The sequence below is a fragment of the Promicromonospora noduliphila genome (genome assembly GCF_056951025.1).
In genome coordinates this window covers 4,995,096-5,014,890 of sequence record NZ_CM167806.1, presented here as the reverse complement: position 1 = coordinate 5,014,890, position 19,795 = coordinate 4,995,096, and the positions used below count along the sequence as shown (strand labels likewise).

Here is a 19,795-nt window from a genome sequence, read left to right as displayed (position 1 = left end):
CCGAAGGCCACGAGGGTGAGGGCGGCTTCCACACGCCGTCGATCACCGACTTCTTCCCGTCGGCCATCCTTTTCGAAGGCACCATCTTCCAGATCGACCGCGTCTGGATCATCCGGATCATCGCCACCCTCGTGCTGCTGGCGGTCTTCATGATCGCCGCGCGCCGGGCCACCGTGGTGCCGGGCCGGTTCCAGGCGGGTGTCGAGTACCTGCTGGACTTCGTCCGGGTGCAGATCGGCGAGGAGATCCTGGGCAAGGACAACGCCAAGCGTTTCCTGCCCATGCTCACCACCATCTTCTTCACCATCCTCGCGTTCAACCTCACGGGTGTGATCCCGGGGCTGAACCTCGCCGCGACCTCGCGCATCGGCGTGCCGCTGCTCCTCGCGCTCTGGGTGTTCGTCACCTACTGGGCGGTCGGCATCCGCAAGCACGGGCTGGGCGGGTACCTGAAGTCGAACCTGTTCCCGCCCGGCGTGCCGTGGCCCATCTACTTCATCCTGACGCCGATCGAGCTGCTGCAGATCCTGGTCATCCGGCCCGGCTCGCTGATGGTGCGACTCGTGGCCAACATGGTCGCAGGCCACATCATGCTCGTGCTCTGCTTCGCCGCCACGCAGTTCTTCGTCGTGGACTCGGCGGGCACCGGCCTGATGGCCTTCGGGGTCCTGACGCTGCCGGCCGGCATCTTCATGACGCTGTTCGAGCTGCTGGTCGCGTTCCTGCAGGCGTACATCTTCGCGCTGCTGGCCGCTGTCTACATCAACATGTCGCTGGAGGAGGAGCACTGATAGCTCCTCCGGGCGGCGCCGCATAGCTACCTGGAAAACCCGCGACGGGCGCACCAGCGCCTTCGCACACCACGCGACGCCGGACCGACCGGTCCGGCGCCCAACGGAAGGAAGACGCAAGTGGACTTCACCACTACTCTCGCCGAGGTCAACGGTAACCTGAACGCGATCGGCTACGGCCTGGCCGCGACGGGTCCGGGTATCGGTCTCGGTATCCTCATCGGCAAGACCATCGAGGGTATGGCCCGTCAGCCCGAGGTCGCCGGCCAGCTCCGCGCCACCATGTTCCTGGGTGTCGCGTTCGTCGAGGTGCTCGCCCTGCTCGGGCTCGTCGCCGGCTTCCTGTTCGTCTGATGGCCGCGCACTCGAGCGCCGCCGTCGTAGCGGCGCAGACGGAGGAGCCGCAGGGCATCGACCTGTTCCTGCCCGCCGGCTACGACCTGTTCTGGTCCGCGGTGGTCCTCGTGGTCATCGCGGCCGTGTTCTACCGGTACGTCCTGCCCCAGATGAACAAGGTGCTGGACGAGCGTGCCTCGCTCATCGAGGGCGGCATCGAGAAGGCCGAGGCGGCCCAGAAGCAGGCCGACGAGGCTCTGGCCCAGCAGCAGCAGCTCCTCGCCGAGGCCCGCGCCGAGGCGGCGCAGGTCCGCGAGGAGGCGCGTGCCGAGGGCACCGCGATCGTCAAGGACCTGCGGGCCAAGGCGAACGAGGAGGCGGAGCGCATCAGCGAGACGGCGCACCGCCAGATCGAGGCGGAGCGGCAGGCCGCGTCCGTGTCCCTGCGCACGGAGGTCGGCGCGCTCGCGACCGAGCTCGCGTCGAAGATCGTCGGTGAGTCCCTGGAGGACTCGGCCCGGCAGTCGCGCGTGGTGGACCGCTTCCTCGACGAGCTCGAGGCCAGCCAGGCTGTGGCGAGCAACGCCGGGGCGAGCAACGCTGGGGCGAGCAACAAGGCCGTGGCAAGCAACAAGGAGGCGTGATGCGGGGAACGAGCGGGGCATCGCTGACGGCGGCGCAGGAGCGCTTCGAGCCGGTGCTGCGGGCAGCGGGTGCCGACGCGCTGAGCCTGGGCGAGCAGCTGCTCACCCTGGTGTCGGCGCTCGACGACTCCGCCGCGCTGCGCCGCTCGCTCGCCGACCCGTCCCGTGAGGGCGAGGCGAAGGCCGGCCTGGTGGCCGACGTCCTCGGTGGCTTCGACGAGCGTGTGGTCGACCTGGTGTCCGGGCTCGCCCGGTCCCGCTGGTCGAGCGACACGGACCTGGTCGACGCCGTCGAGCGGCTCGCCGTGGACGCCGTGCTGGCTTCCGCCGAGGCACGCGGGGCGCTGGAGACGGTCGAGGACGAGCTGTTCCGGGTCACCCGGTCGCTCGACGGCCAGCGGGAGGCCAAGCAGGCCCTCTCGGACTCCACGACCGCTCCCGAGCGCCGGGTGGCGCTCGTGGACGCGCTGGTCGGCGGCAAGGTCGACACCGTGACCCACCGCCTGGTGCAGCGCGCGACGTCGGCACTGCGCGGCCGTCGCTTCGTGCAGACGCTCGGGTGGTTCGGCGACGTGGCGGCGGAGCGGCGCCGGCGCCTCGTCGCGACCGTGACGAGCGCGACGGTGCTCACCCGCGAGCAGGAGGCACGCCTCGGCGCCGTCCTCGAGCGCTCGTACGGCAAGCCCGTGCAGCTCAACGTCACCGTCGACCCCGCCGTCGTCGGGGGCATGCGCATCCAGGTCGGCGCGGACGTCGTCGACTCGACCGTGCTGTCGCGCCTCGCTGACGCCCAGCGTCGTCTGGCCGGCTGACAACGTGAACAAGTACCTTCCGCCGCGGCTTTCGCGGCCACGACAGGAGAAGAGCAATGGCTGAGCTGACGATCCGGCCGGACGAGGTCCGGGCCGCACTGGACAGCTTCGTGAAGGCCTACGAGCCCCAGGAAGCTGCCGCCGAGGAGGTGGGCCGCGTCGCGTACGCCGCGGACGGCATCGCCCGCGTCGAAGGCCTCCCGGGCGTGATGGCCAACGAGCTGCTGCGCTTCGAGGACGGCACGCTCGGACTCGCGCAGAACCTGGACGTCCGCGAGATCGGCGTGGTCGTCCTCGGCGAGTTCACCGGCATCGAGGAGGGCCAGGAGGTCCGCCGCACCGGCGAGGTGCTCTCGGTCGCCGTGGGCGAGGGCTACCTCGGCCGCGTGGTCGACCCGCTGGGCAACCCGGTGGACGGCCTCGGCGAGATCGGCGGCATCGAGGGCCAGCGCGCTCTCGAGCTGCAGGCCGCTGGCGTCATGCAGCGCAAGTCCGTGCACGAGCCGCTGCAGACCGGCATCAAGGCGATCGACTCGATGATCCCGATCGGCCGCGGTCAGCGCCAGCTGATCATCGGCGACCGGCAGACCGGCAAGACGGCGATCGCGGTCGACACGATCATCAACCAGAAGGCCAACTGGGACTCGGGCGACCCGAACAAGCAGGTCCGCTGCATCTACGTCGCCGTAGGCCAGAAGGGCTCGACCATCGCGGCCGTGCGCGGCGCGCTGGAGGAGGCCGGCGCCCTGGAGTACACGACGATCGTCGCGGCCCCGGCGTCCGACCCGGCCGGCTTCAAGTACCTCGCCCCGTACACCGGCTCGGCCATCGGCCAGCACTGGATGTACCAGGGCAAGCACGTGCTGATCATCTTCGACGACCTGTCGAAGCAGGCTGAGGCCTACCGCGCCGTGTCGCTGCTGCTGCGCCGTCCGCCGGGCCGCGAGGCCTACCCGGGCGACGTCTTCTACCTGCACTCCCGCCTCCTGGAGCGTTGCGCCAAGCTGAGCGACGAGCTGGGTGCGGGCTCGATGACCGGTCTGCCGATCATCGAGACCAAGGCGAACGACGTCTCCGCGTACATCCCGACGAACGTCATCTCCATCACGGACGGCCAGATCTTCCTGCAGTCCGACCTGTTCAACGCCGACCAGCGCCCCGCCGTGGACGTCGGTATCTCGGTCTCCCGAGTCGGCGGTGACGCGCAGATCAAGGCGATGAAGAAGGTCTCCGGCACGCTGAAGCTGGAGCTGGCGCAGTTCCGCTCGCTCGAGGCGTTCGCGATGTTCGCGTCCGACCTCGACGCCGCGTCCCGTGCGCAGCTCCAGCGCGGCGCCGTTCTGACGGAGCTGCTCAAGCAGCCCCAGTACTCGCCGTACGCGGTCGAGGACCAGGTCGCGTCCGTGTGGGCCGGTACGAAGGGCAAGCTCGACGACGTCCCGGTCGAGGACGTCAAGCGGTTCGAGTCCGAGCTCCTGGACCACCTGCGGCGCAAGACGGACGTCCTGTCGACGATCCTGGAGACCGGCAAGCTGGAGTCCGACACGGAGGAGGCGCTCGGCGCCGCCGTCGACGACTTCCGGGCCGGCTTCCAGCGCGGCGACGGCACCCCGCTGGTCGGGGCCCCCACCGAGGGTGACGTGGACGTCGAGCAGGAGCAGATCGTCGTCAAGAAGAAGGCCTGACCGTGGCCGGTGGAGCTCAGCGCATCTACAAGGCGCGGATCAGGTCGACGCAGTCGCTGAAGAAGATCTTCCGCGCGCGGGAGCTGATCGCGGCCTCCCGCATCGGCAAGGCCCGTGCGGCGGCGGCGGCAGCGGCACCGTACGCGCAGGCGATCACCCGCGCCGTGTCGGCCGTCGCGTCGCACACCGACGTCGACCACCCGCTCACGCAGGAGGAGGGCGGCAACCGCGCGGCGGTGCTCGTGGTCTCCTCCGACGCGGGCATGGCGGGGTCCTACCCGATGGCGGTGGTCCGCGAGGCCGAGAAGCTGGTCGGGCGGCTCACGTCCGAGGGCAAGGAGGTCATGCTCTACGTGGCCGGCCGCCGGGCCATCGCGTACTACACGTTCCGTGGCCGTGAGCTCGTCAAGACCTGGTCCTACGGTTCGGAGAAGCCGACGCCGGAGGCCGCTGAGGACATCGCGGAGACGCTGCTGGAGGTGTTCCTCGCGGAGGAGCCCGACGGCGGCGTCAGCGAGCTGCACGTGGTCTCCACGCAGTTCGTCAACATGGTGACCCAGCGCGTTCGGGTGGTGCGCATGCTGCCGCTCGAGGTGGTCGAGGGGGTGGCGGCGGCCGAGGAGCACGAGGCCCTGCCGCTCTACGACTTCGAGCCGTCGCCGGAGGCCGTGCTGGACGAGCTGCTCCCGCGGTACGTCCAGCAGCGCATCTACGCGATGCTGCTCGACGCCGCGGCCTCCGAGCTGGCGGCGCGGCAGCGGGCCATGCACACGGCGACCGACAACGCCGAGGACCTGATCCGCACCTACACCCGACTGGCCAACCAGGCACGTCAGGCGGACATCACCCAGGAGATCAGCGAGATCGTCTCGGGTGCCGACGCCTTGGCGTCCTGAACAGACCGAGCGTCTGAACAGACCGAGCGTCCTGAACAGACCGAACAGACTCCCCGCCGGAGGACCCTCCGGCCCACCGAAGCGAGGCAAGTATGACCGCCACCACCGTGGAATCCACGGTCGATCACACGAGCGGGCCGGCGACCGGCCGGGTCGCTCGGGTGATCGGCCCCGTCGTGGACATCGAGTTCCCCGAGGACGCGATCCCCGACATCTACAACGCGCTCACCGTCGAGATCGACCTGTCCAGCCAGGGCGAGGGCGAGAACACGTTCACGCTGACGCTCGAGGTCGAGCAGCACCTGGGTGACTCCCTGGTGCGCGCCATCGCGCTCAAGCCGACCGACGGCCTGGTCCGCGGTGCCGTGGTGACCGACACGGGCGCGCCGATCAGCGTGCCCGTCGGCGACATCACCAAGGGCAAGGTCTTCAACGTCACCGGTGAGGTGCTCAACCTCGCCGAGGGCGAGAAGTTCGAGGTCACCGAGCGCTGGCCGATCCACCGCAAGCCCCCGGCCTTCGACCAGCTCGAGTCCAAGACGCAGATGTTCGAGACGGGCATCAAGTCCATCGACCTGCTGACCCCGTACGTGCAGGGCGGCAAGATCGGTCTCTTCGGTGGTGCGGGCGTCGGCAAGACGGTCCTCATCCAGGAGATGATCCAGCGTGTGGCCCAGGACCACGGTGGTGTGTCGGTGTTCGCCGGTGTCGGCGAGCGTACCCGTGAGGGCAACGACCTGATCGTCGAGATGGACGAGGCGGGTGTCTTCGACAAGACGGCCCTCGTCTTCGGCCAGATGGACGAGCCGCCGGGGACGCGTCTGCGCGTGGCCCTGTCGGCGCTGACGATGGCGGAGTACTTCCGCGACGTGCAGCAGCAGGACGTGCTGCTGTTCATCGACAACATCTTCCGCTTCACGCAGGCCGGCTCCGAGGTCTCCACGCTGCTCGGTCGCATGCCGTCCGCCGTGGGCTACCAGCCGAACCTGGCCGACGAGATGGGCCTCCTCCAGGAGCGCATCACCTCGACGCGTGGTCACTCCATCACGTCGCTGCAGGCCATCTACGTGCCGGCCGACGACTACACCGACCCGGCCCCCGCCACGACGTTCGCCCACCTGGACGCGACGACCGAGCTCTCCCGCGAGATCGCGTCGAAGGGTCTGTACCCGGCGATCGACCCGCTGGCCTCGACGTCCCGCATCCTCGACCCGCGCTACGTGGGCCAGGAGCACTACGACGTGGCGACCCGCGTGAAGTCGATCCTGCAGCGCAACAAGGAGCTGCAGGACATCATCGCGATCCTCGGTGTGGACGAGCTCTCGGAAGAGGACAAGACGGTCGTCGCGCGTGCGCGCCGCCTGGAGCAGTTCCTCTCCCAGAACACCTACATGGCCGAGAAGTTCACCGGTGTGGTGGGCTCGACGGTGCCCCTGTCGGAGACCATCGAGGCGTTCAAGAAGATCTGCGCCGGCGAGTTCGACCACATCGCCGAGCAGGCCTTCTACAACATCGGTGGGCTCGAGATGCTGGAAGAGAACTGGGCACGCATCCAGAAGGAGTACGGGGCCTGACGAAGGCCCGCACGTCCCCCGTGCGTGATGCCGCCCCGCCGGGCGTTCCGGAACCAGGCACCCTGGGACCGGGCGACCCGGCAGGGGCGGCAGCACGTCCGCTACATCGGAAGGAGCTCTCGTGGCAGAGCTGAGCGTGGACCTCGTGTCCAGGGACCGCAAGGTCTGGAGCGGTGCGGCGACCCAGGTGAGCGCGCCGTCGGCGGACGGCCAGATCGGCATCCTGGCGAACCACACGCCGCTGCTGGCGGTGCTTCGCCCCGGCACGATCAAGGTGGACACGACGTCGGGCCCGGCCGTGGAGGCCCGCGTCACCGGCGGTTTCGTGTCCGTGGACGACAACCTCGTCACCCTCGTGGTCGACGAGATCTCCCTGGTCTGAGGGAGAACGCGGGTGCCGGGCGTCATATGGATCGCGATAGCGGTACTCGGCGCGCTCGCGCTCGTGATCGCGGCGGGCATCTCCCGGCTGCGGGCCCTCTCGCGCAGGGTGGGTTCGTTCAACTGCAACGCCCGGGCGGCCGGTAACCCCGAGGGTTCCTGGACGCCGGGCATCGCCCAGTACGCGGTGGGCCGGATCGAGTGGTGGCGATGTTGGTCGCTGTCCCCCCGTCCGGCCCGCACCTGGTACCGGGAGCGGCTCACCGTGACGGACCGCACTCCGCTGGACCCGGACGAGCGTGGTCAGGGCGACCACTACCTCGTCCAGTGCCGGTACGACGGGCTCGACTTCGAGCTCGACCTCGCCGCCGGCGACTACTTCGGCCTCGCCTCCTGGCTCGAGGCCGCCCCTCCCGGACGACAGGACCTGGTTCTCTGATGCGGCTGGTCGTCGCCGACTGCTCCGCCCTCTACACGGGCCGCCTGACCGCGATGCTCCCGCCGGCTACCCGGCTGCTCGTGGTCAAGGCCGACGGAAGCGTCCTGATTCACTCGGATGGCGGCTCGTACAAGCCGCTGAACTGGATGAGCCCCCCATGCACGCTGACCGTGCGGGAGCCCTCCGCGGAGGCCGCCGAGCGCGGCGTCACCGAGGTGTGGACGGTCCAGCACGCCAAGTCGGACGACCGGCTCGAGGTCGAGCTGTTCACCGTGCACCACGACTCCGCCCACGACCTGGGCATCGACCCGGGTCTCGTGAAGGACGGCGTGGAGGCGCACTTGCAGGAGCTGCTCGCCGAGCAGATCGCGCTGCTGGGCGACGGGCACACCCTGGTCCGGCGCGAGTACCCGACGGCGATCGGCCCTGTGGACATCCTGGCGCGCGACGCCTCGGGCGCCACCGTCGCGGTGGAGATCAAGCGCCGCGGCGACATCGACGGCGTCGAGCAGCTTACGCGCTACCTGGAGCTGCTGAACCGGGACCCGCTGCTCGCCCCGGTGCGCGGCGTGTACGCCGCCCAGGAGATCAGGCCGCAGGCCCGCGTGCTGGCCACGGACCGCGGCATCACGACGCTCCTGCTGGACTACGACGCGATGCGCGGCGTGGACGACCCGGAGTCCCGGCTCTTCTAGGCTCTTCTAGGGCGTGGTCACCGACCACGCGGCGTCCGGTGCCTCGCGGACCACTGCGTACCCGCCCGCCGGCACGACGATCCCGGGATCGGTCGGGGTGTCGGTGACGAGGTCGTGCCCCGGCCCGGCGACCCGGACGGGCTGCTCACCGTGGTTCAGCAGGAAGAGGTAGGTCGCCTCGGCGCCGCGCCGGCGGATCGCCTCCAGCCCGGTGCCGACGGTCTCGGGGACGGCCGCGCGCACGCCGTACTCCGCGAGCTGCGCCGCGACGAACGCGTCCCATGACTCCTGGACCATCCGCGCCGAGACGTACGTGGCACTGCCGTCGCCTGCCCGCCGGCGCGTGACGGCGGGCAGCCCGGCGAGCCGGCCCTCGGTGTAGGTGGCGAGCACGTCCGCCTGGGGCGGGTCCATCCGCTCGGTCCACTGGTCGACGGTCGACCCGTCGCTGAGCTCCTGGGTCTCGTCCGGCGCGAGCGGCAGGTGCTCGGTGACCCGCACGCCCAGGAGCTCCCGCAGCCGGCCCGGGTAGCCGCCAGGCACCACCCGCTGGTGCTCGTCGGCGACGCCGGTGAACCGCCCGACGACCAGGTGCCCGCCGGTCTCGACGTACCGGGTCAGCCACGCGACGGTGTCCGCGTCCATCGCCATCAGGGTGGGTACGAACAGCACCCGGTAGCGCGCGACGTCGGCGCCGGGGCGCACGAAGTCGACGGCGGCCCCGGCCCGCCACAGGGCGCGGTGCACCGCACGAACCTCGCTCGTGTAGTCGAGCTCGTCGTGCGGGAGGTGCGGCGTCTGAAGCGACCACCGGCCGCCCGCATCCCACAGGACCGCGACGTCGGCCTCGACGACCGGTCCGTCGTGAGGCGGCGCCACGACCTCCTGGAGGCGGCCCAGGAGCGCCCCGAGCTCGACGACTCCCTCGAACGTCCGGCTCCGCGGGCCCGCGTGCGGCACCATCGCGCTGTGCCACGTCTCGGAGCCGCCGGCCGACGCCCGCCACTGGAAGAACAGCGCGCCCTGGGAACCACGGGCGACGTAGCCGAGGGAGTTGCGGATCACCCGGTCGGGATCCTTGAAGGCATGCCGCGCGCCGTCCCGGATGCCGGCGGCGGCCTGCTCCATGAGCAGCCAGGGGCCGCCGCCCCACGAACGGGTCAGGTCGGCGGCGTAGGCGGCATGGGCCTCGCCGTCCGGCCCGGCCGTGTCGAGGTAGTGGTCGACGGAGACCACGTCCAGGTGCTCGCGCCAGTCCCACTGGTTGAGGTGGTCCCAGGCGGGATGCATGAAGTTCGTCGTGACCGGCGCGGTCGAGCCGGCCGCGCGGATCTCGTCGCGCTGCTCGGTGAAGGCCGCGAGCATCTCGTCGGAGCAGAAGCGCTTGAAGTCCACCGCGTGGGCGGGGTTGGCCAGGTACTGCGTCGCGAGCGGGGGCAGCACCTCGTCCCAGTCGTCGTACCGCTGGGACCAGAACGCCGTGTACCAGGCGTCGTTCAGCGCCTCGAGCGAGCCGTGCCGCTTCCGGAGCCACCGCCGGAACGCGGCTGCCGCGTGCGGGCCGTGGTCGATCGTGCCGTACTCGTTGTGCACGTGCCAGCCCCGCAGGCGCGGGTGGGCGCCGTACCGCTCGGCGAGGAAGCGCGCGACCCGCCGCGCGGCGTTGCGGTAGGCGGGGGCGCTGATCGCGTATGTGTCGCGCGAGCCGTGCGAGAGGCGGGTCCCGTCCGGTCGTACCGGCATCGCGTCCGGATACGCCCGGGTGAACCACGGCGGCGGGGACGCCGTCGGCGTCGCGAGGAAGAAGCCGATCTCGTGGGCGTCGAGGAGCTCGACGACGTCGTCCAGCCAGCCCGGCTCGAACTCTCCTTCGCGGGGTTCGAGCCTGGCCCAGGAGAACACGCCGATCGTCGCGGTGTTCACGCCTGCCCGGCGCATGAGGGCCATGTCCTCGGCCCAGACCTCGCGGGGCCACTGCTCGGGGTTGTAGTCGCCGCCGAAGAGCAGGCGTGCAGGGGTGAAGGGAACGGTCATGGAGCGTCCTCGGGTCGATGGTTCGGTGGTTCGGTGGCCTGGGCCGGGGGGCCCGCTAGCGGCCTTGCTCCCCGGTCCAGTGGACCGGGTCGGGCAACGCAGCGTCGAGCTCCGGCCAGACGCCGTCCGGCACGTCGACGGCGGCCCATGCCGTGACCTGGGCGAGCTGCGCGGTGCTCGTCACGCCGACGATCGTCCCGGCGACCCGCGGGTCGCGGCTACTTGCCCGCAGGGCGAGCGCCCCCACGGGAACACCGGCGGCACGGGCGATCGCGCGGATCCGCAGGACTGCCTCCTCCTGGACGGGCTCGACGGCGCGGTAGTGGTAGCTGCGCACGGGCCCGTCGTCGTCGGCGAGGGCGCCGCCGCCGAACGGGGCGGCATTGAGGACGCCGACGCCGCGGTCGGCGCAGTCGTCGAGCAGGGTCTCGGCTGACCGGTCCAGGAGGGTGAAGCGGTTGTGCGTCACGACAGCCTCGAACTCGCCGGTGCGAACGTATTGCCGCAGGAGCCCGATCGGCCCTCCGGCGACCCCGAGGTGCTCGATCGTGCCCGCCTCGCGCAGGTCGAGCAGCGCGCGGACCGGTCCGTCGGGTGCCATGGCGTCCTCGTACGCCATGCGCTCCGGGTCGTGGAAGTGCACCAGGGGAAGCCGGTCGAGGCCCAGCCGTTCGAGGGACTCGGCGACGGACGCCCGGACCCGGGCTCCCGAGAAGTCGCCGGAGCCTGGCGCCGGGTCGGCCTTGGTGAACACCTGGACCGGGGCGCCGAGGCCGACGGGCACGTCGAGGCCGGCTTGCTCGTCGGGGCCGGCCTGCTCGTCGAGAGCGGCGGGTTCGTCGAGCGCCGCCAAGGCCGAGCCGATGAATGCCTCGGCGTCGCCGTACTCGTTGCTCGTGTCCCACGTGCGCCACCCGGCGCCGGCGGCGGCGCGGAGCACTTCGACGGCGCCATCGGCGTCCAGCCGGCGGCCGAGCGAGGACGTCCCGAGGACGACGGCGGGTACGCGCAGCCCGGTCTGCCCCAGGTCCTGGGTGTCGGTGACCCGCATCTCTCACATCTTCCTTGACGTGTCGGTGAACGCCTTGCCGCGAGGCGAAGCGCTTCGATGATTCGTCATATCATTGGTGGGCGGAATGACGGCTGTCAAGGACTGAATCAGCAGGGTCGCAGCCCTGGCAAGATGTCCGCATGACTGATTCCGGTGCTCTCGTCGTGCGCGGCCGCCTGGTCCAGCCGTCCTCGGTGGTGGACGACGGCGTCGTCGTCACCTCGGGTGGTCGCGTCACGTTCGCGGGCTCGGTGGCCGACGCCGTCGCGGCCGGGCACGGCCCCGCCGTCGACCCGGTGCCGCCCGCTCCCGAGGCGTACGTGCTGCCCGGCCTCGTGGACCTGCACAACCACGGCGGGGGCGGAGTCTCCTTTCCGGACGTGGCCTCAGCCGCCGAGGCACTGGCCGGCGTGCTTGAGCACCGGCGCCACGGCACCACCACCCTGCTCGCCTCGCTCGTGACCGCCCAGCCGGACGTGCTGCTGCAGCGTGCGGCGGTGCTGGCCGAGCTCGCCGTGGCCGGAGAGATCGAGGGCCTGCACGCGGAGGGGCCGTTCCTCTCGCACCGCCGTCGGGGCGCACACAACCCGGCTGACCTGCAAGAAGGCAGCGTCGACCTGGTGCGGGACCTGGCGAAGGCCGCGCGTGGGTTCCTGCGCACCATGACGATCGCGCCTGAGGTCCCGGGCGTGACCGGCCCCGGTGGCGTCGCCGACGCGCTGATCGAGGCCGGCGTGCTGCCCTCCCTCGGGCACACCGACGGCAGCACCGAGCAGGCCGAGGCGCTGATCGAGCAGGTCACCGCGGCCCTCGGCGCCACGGGCGGGGGGCTGGGGCCGATGACGGCCACCCACCTGTTCAACGGCATGCGCCCCCTGCACCACCGCAAGCCGGGCCCCATCGCGGCCTGCCTGGCCGCGGCCGCCCGCGGCGACATGGTGGTGGAGCTGATCGGTGACGGCGTCCACCTCGACCCGGCGACCGTCCGCTCCGTGTTCGACATGGTGGGCTCGGGTCAGGTGGTACTCGTGACCGACGCGATGGCCGCCGCCGGCGTGGCCGACGGCCGCTACGAGCTGGGTCCCATGTCGGTGGAGGTGCAGGACGGCGTGGCGCGGATCGTCACGGACGACGGTGGGGCGGCGAGCGCGGCGGGAGAGGGTGCGATCGCCGGCGGGACCGCCCACCTGATCGACGTCGTGCGGCTGACTGTGGCGGGTGGCGTGCCGCTGGTCGACGCCGTGCGCTCGGCCACGGCGGTGCCGGCCGGGGTGCTGGGGCTGACCGGCGAGGTCGGCTGCCTTGAGCCGGGTGCGCGCGCCGACGTCCTGGTCACCGACGCGGACCTGCGGCCGGTTCGGGTGCTGCGGCGTGGTGTCGACGTCGAGGCTGTCGCGGCGTGATCGGTTGCGGGGCCTGGGTGATCAAGCCGGCCACGCGGGGCAGCTCCACCTGTTGCCGTCCCATTCGATGAGGAAGGGCTCGGCGTGGGGTAGTGGCGCTCCCCAGACGGAGGGGCCGAGCGTGCAGAGCCGACTGAGCGCGACGGTGAGGCTGGCGACATGGCCGACCACGGCGACTGTCTCGCCCGGGTGTCCCTGGGCGATGCTCTGCAGGGCGGCTGTCATCCGGTCGAGGACGTCGTGTCCGGTCTCGCCGTCCGCAACCCGCTCGCCGAGACGATGCTCGACGACCCAGGAGCGGAGCACGGCAGCGGTTCGCGCTCGGACCACCGGATCGCTGCTGCCCTCGTGCCGCCCGATGCCGACCTCGACCAGCTCCGGCAGGGGCTCGACCTGGGCGCCGGATGCGGTGGCGATGGGTCGTGCCGTCTGGCGAGCCCGCAAGGCGGTGCTGCAGTAGACGCGCCAGATCGGCTCGTCGGCCAGGGCCTGGGCGGCGCTGACGGCTTGTTGATGTCCGTGCTCGGTCAGCGGTGCACTCGGTAGGACACCCGCGAGGGCCGCGGTGACGTTCTCCGACTCGCCGTGCCGCAGGCACCACACTCGGACCAGGGCGCTCATGCGCCAGATCCTAGGGTCGGGTCTCGGCGCGGAATTCTTGGGCGAGAGCAGGCGCAGTTGCCGCACCGGGTCGATCCACGTTGATCCCCACCGAGTACTTAGCGCGGACGCCCTCACCGACAGGGCTTCTGGAACGGATCTCGGAGCGTCTCCGTGGTGTGGTGAAGAGTTATCCACAGATTCCAGATTGCACGTGCAGATCATACGAATGTTCGAGAGAATGGGGTCAGCAAGCGACGATGGGCTAGCGGACGACGGGCGGGGGTGGGACCACATGGAATCGAGGAACGAGACGACGTCTGGTGGTCTGCCTGCGGCGCGCTCGGTTGAGGAGGCGTTGGCCCGGATCGAGGCCGCGGTCGGTGACCTGGCAACCCTGACCGGTCCGCAGGTGTTGGACGGGTGGGACGCCCCCTCGGTCACCCGGTTGATGGAGGCGCACACCCGGGTCCGTCGGCTGACGGGCCGGTTGGACGGGGTGCGGTACACGCTGCTGCCGCGGATCGAGGCCGAGGGGTCGTGGCGGTCGGGTGGTCTGGCCAGGACGTTCACGACCTGGCTGCGCCTGCGGGAAGGCATCTCGGCTTCCACGGCGAGCAGGGACATGACGATCGCCCTGGCCACCGCGCTGCCCGCTACCCGGGAACGGCTGGTCGCCGGGACCCTGGGTGCCGACCACGCCCGGGTGATGAGCGACGTCGCACCGACCAGCGAGACCCGGCAGCATGCGTTGGCCTGGCTGATCGACACCCGGACCGGGGAGCCGACGACGCCGGAGTTGTTCGTGCAGACCGTGCCGGTGGACTTCCCCGACCCGGTCGACGACCCGGACGGCACCCGTACCCGTGAGCAGATCACGGACGTGCTGGAGACCGCGATCACCGAAGGAGTCCTGGTGACCGGGGAGGGTGTGGTGCTGCGGGAGGCGGGCGTGTTGAACGCGGACCAGTTCCGCATCGTGGCCCGCCGGTTCGCGAGCGTGGCCGACCCGGACACCGACGAGGCGGACGACGACAAGGCCGCTCAGGGCGAGTTCCTCGACCTGTCCAAGACCCTGGGCGGCTATCACGTGGCCGGGTTCCTGACCGACGAGCACGGCCTGCTGGTCACCACCGCCGTGAACGCGGTCATGGGTGCACCGTCCGCCGAGGACACGAGGACGCCCGGGCAGCGTCGCGCACAAGGCCTGGCCGACGTCGCCCGGGTGGTGCTGGACACCAACCAGGCCTCGCCGGGGGCGGCGATCGCGCCGCACGTGAATGTGACGGTGTCCTGGACCGAACTGGTCACCCAGATCACCCGCACCAAGGAGGGCCTGTGCCTGACCTGCGGACAGACCGTACCCGGCCGCGCGACCCAGACAAACACCACAAGCACGACGAGCATCGCGGGCGGAAGTACCACGGCAAGCGCAGGGGCGGCAGACGCCACGAGTGCGGCAGGCGGTGGCACGGCGGGTGTCACGACGACGTGGGGCACGACGGGTATGCCGCCGGTGTCCGGGCTGCTGGGCGCGGGCGGTCCCGTGTTCACCGAGACCGGCGGTCGTGCACCACGGGCCCTGCTGCGCCGGCTGGCGTGCGACAGCACGGTCACCCGCATCGTGTTCGGCCCCGACGGTGCCGTCCTGGACGTCGGACGCGCCCGGCGGACGGTGACCGGGCAGATGCGCCGCGCGGTCATCGCAAGGGATCAGCATTGTGTGCATCCGGGGTGTGATCAGCCGCCGTCACGCTGCGAGGTGCACCACGCCGTGCGGCACTGGGCCGACGGTGGTGACACCTCGGTGGCCAACAGTGCCCTGTTGTGCTGGCACCACCATGCCCTGGTCGACGCACGCGGCATCACCATGCACTGGACCGGCAAACCCACCACCACCGCCAGTGTCGTCGGAGCACTGGTGGAGACCGGGTGGACCTTCACCAACGCCCACGGACATCACATCCGCCTACCCGACGCCATCGACACCCCGCCCGACACCAACCCCGCCGACCCACCGACCGCCGAAGCCGCCTGATGGCGGGCCGGCGGCTTGGCAGGCCCGGCAGGCCTACGTGGCGTAAGCCAGACTGACCCCCGTGCCCCGACGCCACCGTCCCTGCCGTACGACACCAGGTCCCGCACTACCCCCAGTGGGCTTCCTTGAGCTCGTGCCCGCGATCGTCACCCGCACCATGCGCCGCCGACGACCCGAGGTGGATCGAGTACGGGGCTGTCGAAGTCGGCCGTGTTGACGTCGATGTCGCCAGCATGTAACCGCGCTTTGTTAGCGTGCCGGGCATGACGTCACCCGTGTTCCAGCCCGGCCAGACGGTGGTGCGCCGCGAGATCATGCGGGGCGAGCCGTGGATCGCCATCCCGCAGATCTGCGTCCAGGACGACGGCGACCTCCTGGTCACCTACACGCCGGGTGGCACGCCGCTGGCGTACCCGGCCACGGGCACGTTCCCGGTGGGGGAGCACCCCTGGAAGCTCGCGGGCAGCACCCGGTGGCGCGGCCACGGGCGGCTGGACCTGCACTGGACCGGGGTGGAGCACTCCCTCTTCCTGTTCTGGGAGGGTCCGGAGCGTGCGTTCCAGGGCTGGTACTTCAACCTGGAGGACGCGCCCCGCCGCACCCCGATCGGGTTCGACACGCTCGACCACGAGCTGGACGTCTGGTGGGCGGCCGACGCCGAGACCTACGAGTTCAAGGACGTCGCCGAGTTCGAGGAGTTCGGCCCCGCGCGCTACCCCGGCCGGATGGACCAGATCCGCGCGGAGGGCGCCCGGATCGCCCGCATGCTCGACTCCGGTGAGCTCTGGTGGGACAAAGCCTGGGCCGACTGGACGCCCGACCCGTCCTGGCAGCCCCGCGAGGTGCCGGCCGGCTGGGAGACCGTGCCCTTCGAGGCCCGCTGAGTTCGCGCCGCATCCGGTCCCGGCAGTTTCGTCAGTTTCCTCCCGTCAGCTTCGTCAGTTTCGCAGAGCGACAAGTGGCCCGGTGGAAATAGCCCGCAACTCCGGTGGCGTCCCGGTTTCTGGGCACTACGGTCGGATCGTGCCCTCTTCCGTGCCTTCTCCCGGGCCGTCCGTTCCCGGCCCCACGCCCACCGCACCGGTCCCCACCTCCGCAGAGCAGACCGCCCACCGCGTAGACCCCGCATGGCCCGTGACCACCGAGCGCCTCACGCTCCGCCCGGTCGCCCCCGGTGACGCCGACGCGTTCTTCGCCTGGCGCTCGCACCCCGACGTCGTCCGGTACATGTACCAGCCGCCGTGGGACGAGGAGACGGCGGTGGCGAAGCTCCGCACCTGGTCGAGCTCCCCGTTCGAGGAGACGGGCGACGTGCTGGTGCTGGCCGTCGAGTCGGACGGCGACGTCGTCGGCGAGACGATGCTCAAGTGGGCAGCCGGTCCCCGGCAGGCGGAGATCGGCTACGCCCTGCACCCCGACGTCAGTGGGCGCGGCCTGGCCACCGAGGCCACCCGGGCGACCCTCCGGCTCGCCTTCACCGCATACGGCTTCCACCGGGTGTACGCGCGCATCGACGAGGAGAACGTCGCCTCGGTCCGTGTGGCCGAACGGCTTGGCATGCGCCAGGAGGCGCGCCTCCTGGAGAACGATCTGCGCGACGGCGTGTGGTCCACCGAGGTGGTCTACGCGATCCTCGACCGGGAGTACGGCGACCTCGTCTAGATCGCGCGTCCTTGTCCTGAGATGGGGGTAGCGCTCGGCATCTGGGCCAGGTACCTTCATCGAAGCGCTTCGACGTGCGCCTCGGCCCGCTGAACCCGGGCCGAACCCCCTCGCCGCACCGCCGCGGCGCCTGAAGGAGGACCCATGGACGTGCCACCCTTCCGCGATCCCGCCCTGCCCGTGCCCGAGCGAGCCCGCGACCTGCTCGGCCGCCTCACTCGGGAGGAGCGGCTGGCGATGCTGCACCAGTACCAGCCGGCCGTCGACCGGCTGGGCCTGGGCCCGTTCCACACCGGGTGCGAGGCGCTGCACGGCGTCGCGTGGCTGGGCCGTGCCACGGTGTTCCCGCAGCCGGTCGGCCTGGCCGCGACCTGGGACCCCGAGCTGGTGCGCCGCGTCGGCGACGTCGTCTCCACCGAGGTGCGCGCCAAGCGCGCGGGGGACCCGTCGGTGAGCCTGAACGTCTGGTCGCCGGTCGTGAACACGCTCCGGCACCCGGCCTGGGGCCGCAACGAGGAGGGGTACTCCGAGGACCCGCACCTGACCGCCCACCTCGCCACCGCCTACTGCCGCGGCCTGCGCGGGGACCACGAGCGGGTCTGGAAGACCACCCCCACCCTCAAGCACTTCCTCGCCTACAACAACGAGACCGACCGTTCGTCCACGAGCTCGAACCTCACCCCGGTCACGCTGCACGAGGAGGAGCTCCCCGCCTTCCGCGAGCCCATCGAGGCGGGCGTGGCCGCGGGTGTCATGCCGTCGTACAACCAGGTCAACGGCACCCCGGCGCACCTGCAGACCGAGCTCTTCGCCGAGCTCCGGTCCTGGACCGACGGATCGGTCGCGCTCGTCTCCGACGCCGCCGCCCCGATGTTCGTGGTCACGCTGCAGCGCGCCGCGGCGGACCGTGCGGCCGGCAACGCCGCGCTGGTCCGCGCCGGCCTCGACTCGTTCACCGACGACAACACCGACTCGGCCCCCACCGTCCAGCGTCTCGAGGAGGCCCTGGACCGTGGCCTGCTCACCATGGACGACGTCGACCGCTCCGTGCTGCGCCTGCTCGAGCTGCGCCTGCGCAGCGGTGAGCTCGACGGGGACGCCGACCCGTACGCCGGCATCACGGCGGATCACCTCGACCTGCCCGAGCACCGCGCGCTCGCGCGGGAGACGGTGGCTCGCTCCGTTGTGGTGCTCCGCAACGACGCCGGCGTGCTGCCGCTGCAGGCTGGGGGCTCGGTCGCCGTCGTCGGGCCGCTGGCGGAGGCCGTGCTCACCGACTGGTACTCCGGTACTCCGCCGTACGCGGTCACCCCGGCGGACGGCCTGCGCGCGGCATTCGGCGCCGACCGGGTGGTGGTCGCCGACGGCGCCGACGTCGTCGCCCTGCGCGCGGCGAACGGGCGGTACGTCTCCGTCTCCGAGGACGGCGCGACCGTCGTCGCGGACTCGGCCGAGGCCAGCAAGGGCGCGCGCCTGGCCGTCACGGACTGGGGTGGGGGAGTGCTCACGCTGCGCTCGGGCGCTTCCGGGCGCCTGCTTACCGGCGGCGCCTACCCGCTGCGCGCCGACGCCGAGCGGGTGGGCGGCTGGGAGGTCCAGGAGAGCTTCCGCCGGCACGTGCACGACGACGGCTCGTGGTCTCTGCTGCACCTCGGGTCCGGGCGGTGGGTGCGCGTGCAGCGCGACACCGGCCTGCTGTGCGCGGAGGGGCACACGCTCGCGGACGCCGAGCGGTTCGTGGCGCGCGTCCTCGAGTCCGGCGCGGCCCGGGTGGCCGAGGCCGCGGCCGGCGCGGACGCCGTCGTCGTCGCGGTCGGGAACGACCCGCACCTGAACGGGCGCGAGACGCAGGACCGGCCCGACCTGTGGCTGCCGGAGGCCGCCGTGGAGACCTGGCGCGCGGCCGTGGAGGCCAACCCGCGCGCCGTGCTGACGATCGTGTCGAGCTATCCGTACGTGCTGGGTCCGGGCGTCGCCGACGCCCCCACCGTGGTGTGGTCCAGCCACGGCGGCCAGGAGCTCGGGCACGGCCTGGCCGACGTGCTGACCGGGGCCGTCGAGCCGACCGGGCGGCTCGCCCAGACGTGGCCGGCGCGTCCGGAGCAGGCCGGCGACCTCTTCGACTACGACACCCGCCGCCAGCAGGCGACCTACCGGCACCTGCCCGACGGCGGGGCGGGGGCGCCGACGTTCGCGTTCGGGCACGGCGTGACCTACTCGTCCGTGTCGTACGACGGGCTGTCGCTCTCCGTGGCCGAGGTCCCGGCCCCCGCGCCGACGCGTGACCATCCGCCGCTGACGCCGCGCGACCCGGGCGGCCCGGGCGTCGTGACGGCCACCGTCACGGTGCGCAACACCGGCGAGCGGCCGGCCGAGGAGCTGGTGCAGGTGTACTCGCTCGGGGCCCCGGGGACGGAATCGCCCGTGCGGCTGCTGCTCGGCTACCGCCGGGTGCGGCTCGCGCCGGGCGAGACGGCGTCGGTGGAGGTCCCGTTCGACGTCGCGCGCCTGGCGCTGTGGCACGCGGCCGAGGCCGCGCCGTCGGGCGGCGACCCGGGCCTGCTCGACGGCGACCTGCGGGTGCCGGCGGCGACCTACGCCGTGGCCGCCGGGGCGTCGAGCGTGGACCTGCCGGTGCGCGGCGAGCTGACCGTGACCGGCGAGCTGACCGTGACCGGCGAGCTGACCGTGACCGGCAGGGCCGGATGATGGCGGAGCCGGATGATGGCGGATCACCGATGAGAGCCCGAGTTC

At 71.6% G+C, this 19,795-nt stretch carries 18 protein-coding genes; 15 read left to right on the top strand and 3 right to left on the bottom strand.

What is annotated here, in order from left to right; translation table 11 throughout:
• Positions 1-131: 131 nt before the first annotated feature.
• The 10 genes from atpB to nucS all read left to right on the top strand — a co-directional run bounded on the left by atpB (position 132) and on the right by nucS (position 8,253).
• Entirely contained in the window at positions 132-791 is a 660-nt protein-coding gene (gene atpB, locus AC0QU1_RS21865; RefSeq protein ID WP_483616318.1) for a F0F1 ATP synthase subunit A, read from the top strand.
• A 120-nt stretch (positions 792-911) separates the two neighbouring features.
• On the top strand, positions 912-1,145 hold the full coding sequence (locus AC0QU1_RS21860; RefSeq protein ID WP_483572420.1) for an ATP synthase F0 subunit C: 234 nt from the start codon (positions 912-914) through the stop codon (positions 1,143-1,145).
• Complete coding sequence (locus AC0QU1_RS21855; protein WP_483572418.1) at positions 1,145-1,771, top strand: F0F1 ATP synthase subunit B; 627 nt, start codon at positions 1,145-1,147, stop codon at positions 1,769-1,771. Before AC0QU1_RS21860 ends, AC0QU1_RS21855 begins: the two co-directional genes overlap by 1 nt.
• Complete coding sequence (locus tag AC0QU1_RS21850) at positions 1,771-2,583, top strand: F0F1 ATP synthase subunit delta (protein ID WP_483572417.1); 813 nt, start codon at positions 1,771-1,773, stop codon at positions 2,581-2,583. The genes AC0QU1_RS21855 and AC0QU1_RS21850 overlap by 1 nt, the downstream gene beginning before the upstream one ends.
• 56 nt (positions 2,584-2,639) lie before the next feature.
• Positions 2,640-4,268: a F0F1 ATP synthase subunit alpha gene (atpA, locus tag AC0QU1_RS21845; protein WP_483572415.1), complete on the top strand. Its 1,629-nt coding sequence runs from the start codon at positions 2,640-2,642 to the stop codon at positions 4,266-4,268.
• 2 nt (positions 4,269-4,270) lie between these two features.
• Complete coding sequence (locus tag AC0QU1_RS21840; RefSeq protein WP_483572414.1) at positions 4,271-5,164, top strand: F0F1 ATP synthase subunit gamma; 894 nt, start codon at positions 4,271-4,273, stop codon at positions 5,162-5,164.
• A 92-nt stretch (positions 5,165-5,256) separates the two neighbouring features.
• Complete coding sequence (gene atpD / locus AC0QU1_RS21835; protein WP_483572413.1) at positions 5,257-6,738, top strand: F0F1 ATP synthase subunit beta; 1,482 nt, start codon at positions 5,257-5,259, stop codon at positions 6,736-6,738.
• Positions 6,739-6,859: 121 nt separating this feature from the next.
• Entirely contained in the window at positions 6,860-7,120 is a 261-nt protein-coding gene (locus AC0QU1_RS21830; RefSeq protein WP_483572411.1) for a F0F1 ATP synthase subunit epsilon, read from the top strand.
• Between the two features lie 12 nt (positions 7,121-7,132).
• Complete coding sequence (locus AC0QU1_RS21825) at positions 7,133-7,558, top strand: DUF2550 domain-containing protein (protein ID WP_483572409.1); 426 nt, start codon at positions 7,133-7,135, stop codon at positions 7,556-7,558.
• The gene (nucS, locus tag AC0QU1_RS21820) at positions 7,558-8,253 is read left to right on the top strand and encodes an endonuclease NucS (protein WP_483572408.1); all 696 of its coding nucleotides are present in this window, start codon (positions 7,558-7,560) and stop codon (positions 8,251-8,253) included. The genes AC0QU1_RS21825 and nucS overlap by 1 nt, the downstream gene beginning before the upstream one ends.
• A 6-nt stretch (positions 8,254-8,259) precedes the next feature.
• Here the strand turns inward: nucS and AC0QU1_RS21815 are convergent, their stop codons facing one another.
• Positions 8,260-10,287 (bottom strand): beta-galactosidase, encoded by a 2,028-nt coding sequence (locus tag AC0QU1_RS21815; RefSeq protein WP_483572406.1) that lies wholly within the window; start codon positions 10,285-10,287, stop codon positions 8,260-8,262.
• A 55-nt stretch (positions 10,288-10,342) separates the two neighbouring features.
• Positions 10,343-11,338 carry an aldo/keto reductase gene (locus tag AC0QU1_RS21810; protein ID WP_483572404.1) on the bottom strand — a complete coding sequence of 332 codons (996 nt, stop codon included), beginning with the start codon at positions 11,336-11,338 and terminating at the stop codon, positions 10,343-10,345.
• 140 nt (positions 11,339-11,478) lie between these two features.
• Here AC0QU1_RS21810 and AC0QU1_RS21805 point away from each other — a divergent pair, with 140 nt between their 5' ends.
• The gene (locus AC0QU1_RS21805; RefSeq protein WP_483572402.1) at positions 11,479-12,741 is read left to right on the top strand and encodes an N-acetylglucosamine-6-phosphate deacetylase; all 1,263 of its coding nucleotides are present in this window, start codon (positions 11,479-11,481) and stop codon (positions 12,739-12,741) included.
• Positions 12,742-12,762: 21 nt separating this feature from the next.
• On the opposite strand, the gene AC0QU1_RS21800 is transcribed toward AC0QU1_RS21805, so the two are convergent.
• A complete protein-coding gene (locus AC0QU1_RS21800) occupies positions 12,763-13,362 on the bottom strand; it encodes a histidine phosphatase family protein (RefSeq protein ID WP_483572400.1) in 600 nt (199 codons plus the stop codon).
• Positions 13,363-13,636: 274 nt separating this feature from the next.
• On the opposite strand from AC0QU1_RS21800, the gene AC0QU1_RS21795 reads away from it, so the two are divergent.
• The 4 genes from AC0QU1_RS21795 (at position 13,637) to AC0QU1_RS21780 (ending at position 19,750) form a co-directional block, all read left to right on the top strand.
• Positions 13,637-15,379 (top strand): HNH endonuclease signature motif containing protein, encoded by a 1,743-nt coding sequence (locus AC0QU1_RS21795; RefSeq protein WP_483572399.1) that lies wholly within the window; start codon positions 13,637-13,639, stop codon positions 15,377-15,379.
• A gap of 263 nt (positions 15,380-15,642) precedes the next feature.
• Positions 15,643-16,263 carry a ribonuclease FAU-1 family protein gene (locus AC0QU1_RS21790; protein ID WP_483572398.1) on the top strand — a complete coding sequence of 207 codons (621 nt, stop codon included), beginning with the start codon at positions 15,643-15,645 and terminating at the stop codon, positions 16,261-16,263.
• A 139-nt stretch (positions 16,264-16,402) separates the two neighbouring features.
• A complete protein-coding gene (locus AC0QU1_RS21785; protein ID WP_483572396.1) occupies positions 16,403-17,041 on the top strand; it encodes a GNAT family N-acetyltransferase in 639 nt (212 codons plus the stop codon).
• Positions 17,042-17,185: 144 nt separating this feature from the next.
• A complete protein-coding gene (locus tag AC0QU1_RS21780) occupies positions 17,186-19,750 on the top strand; it encodes a glycoside hydrolase family 3 C-terminal domain-containing protein (protein ID WP_483572394.1) in 2,565 nt (854 codons plus the stop codon).
• Positions 19,751-19,795: the final 45 nt, after the last annotated feature.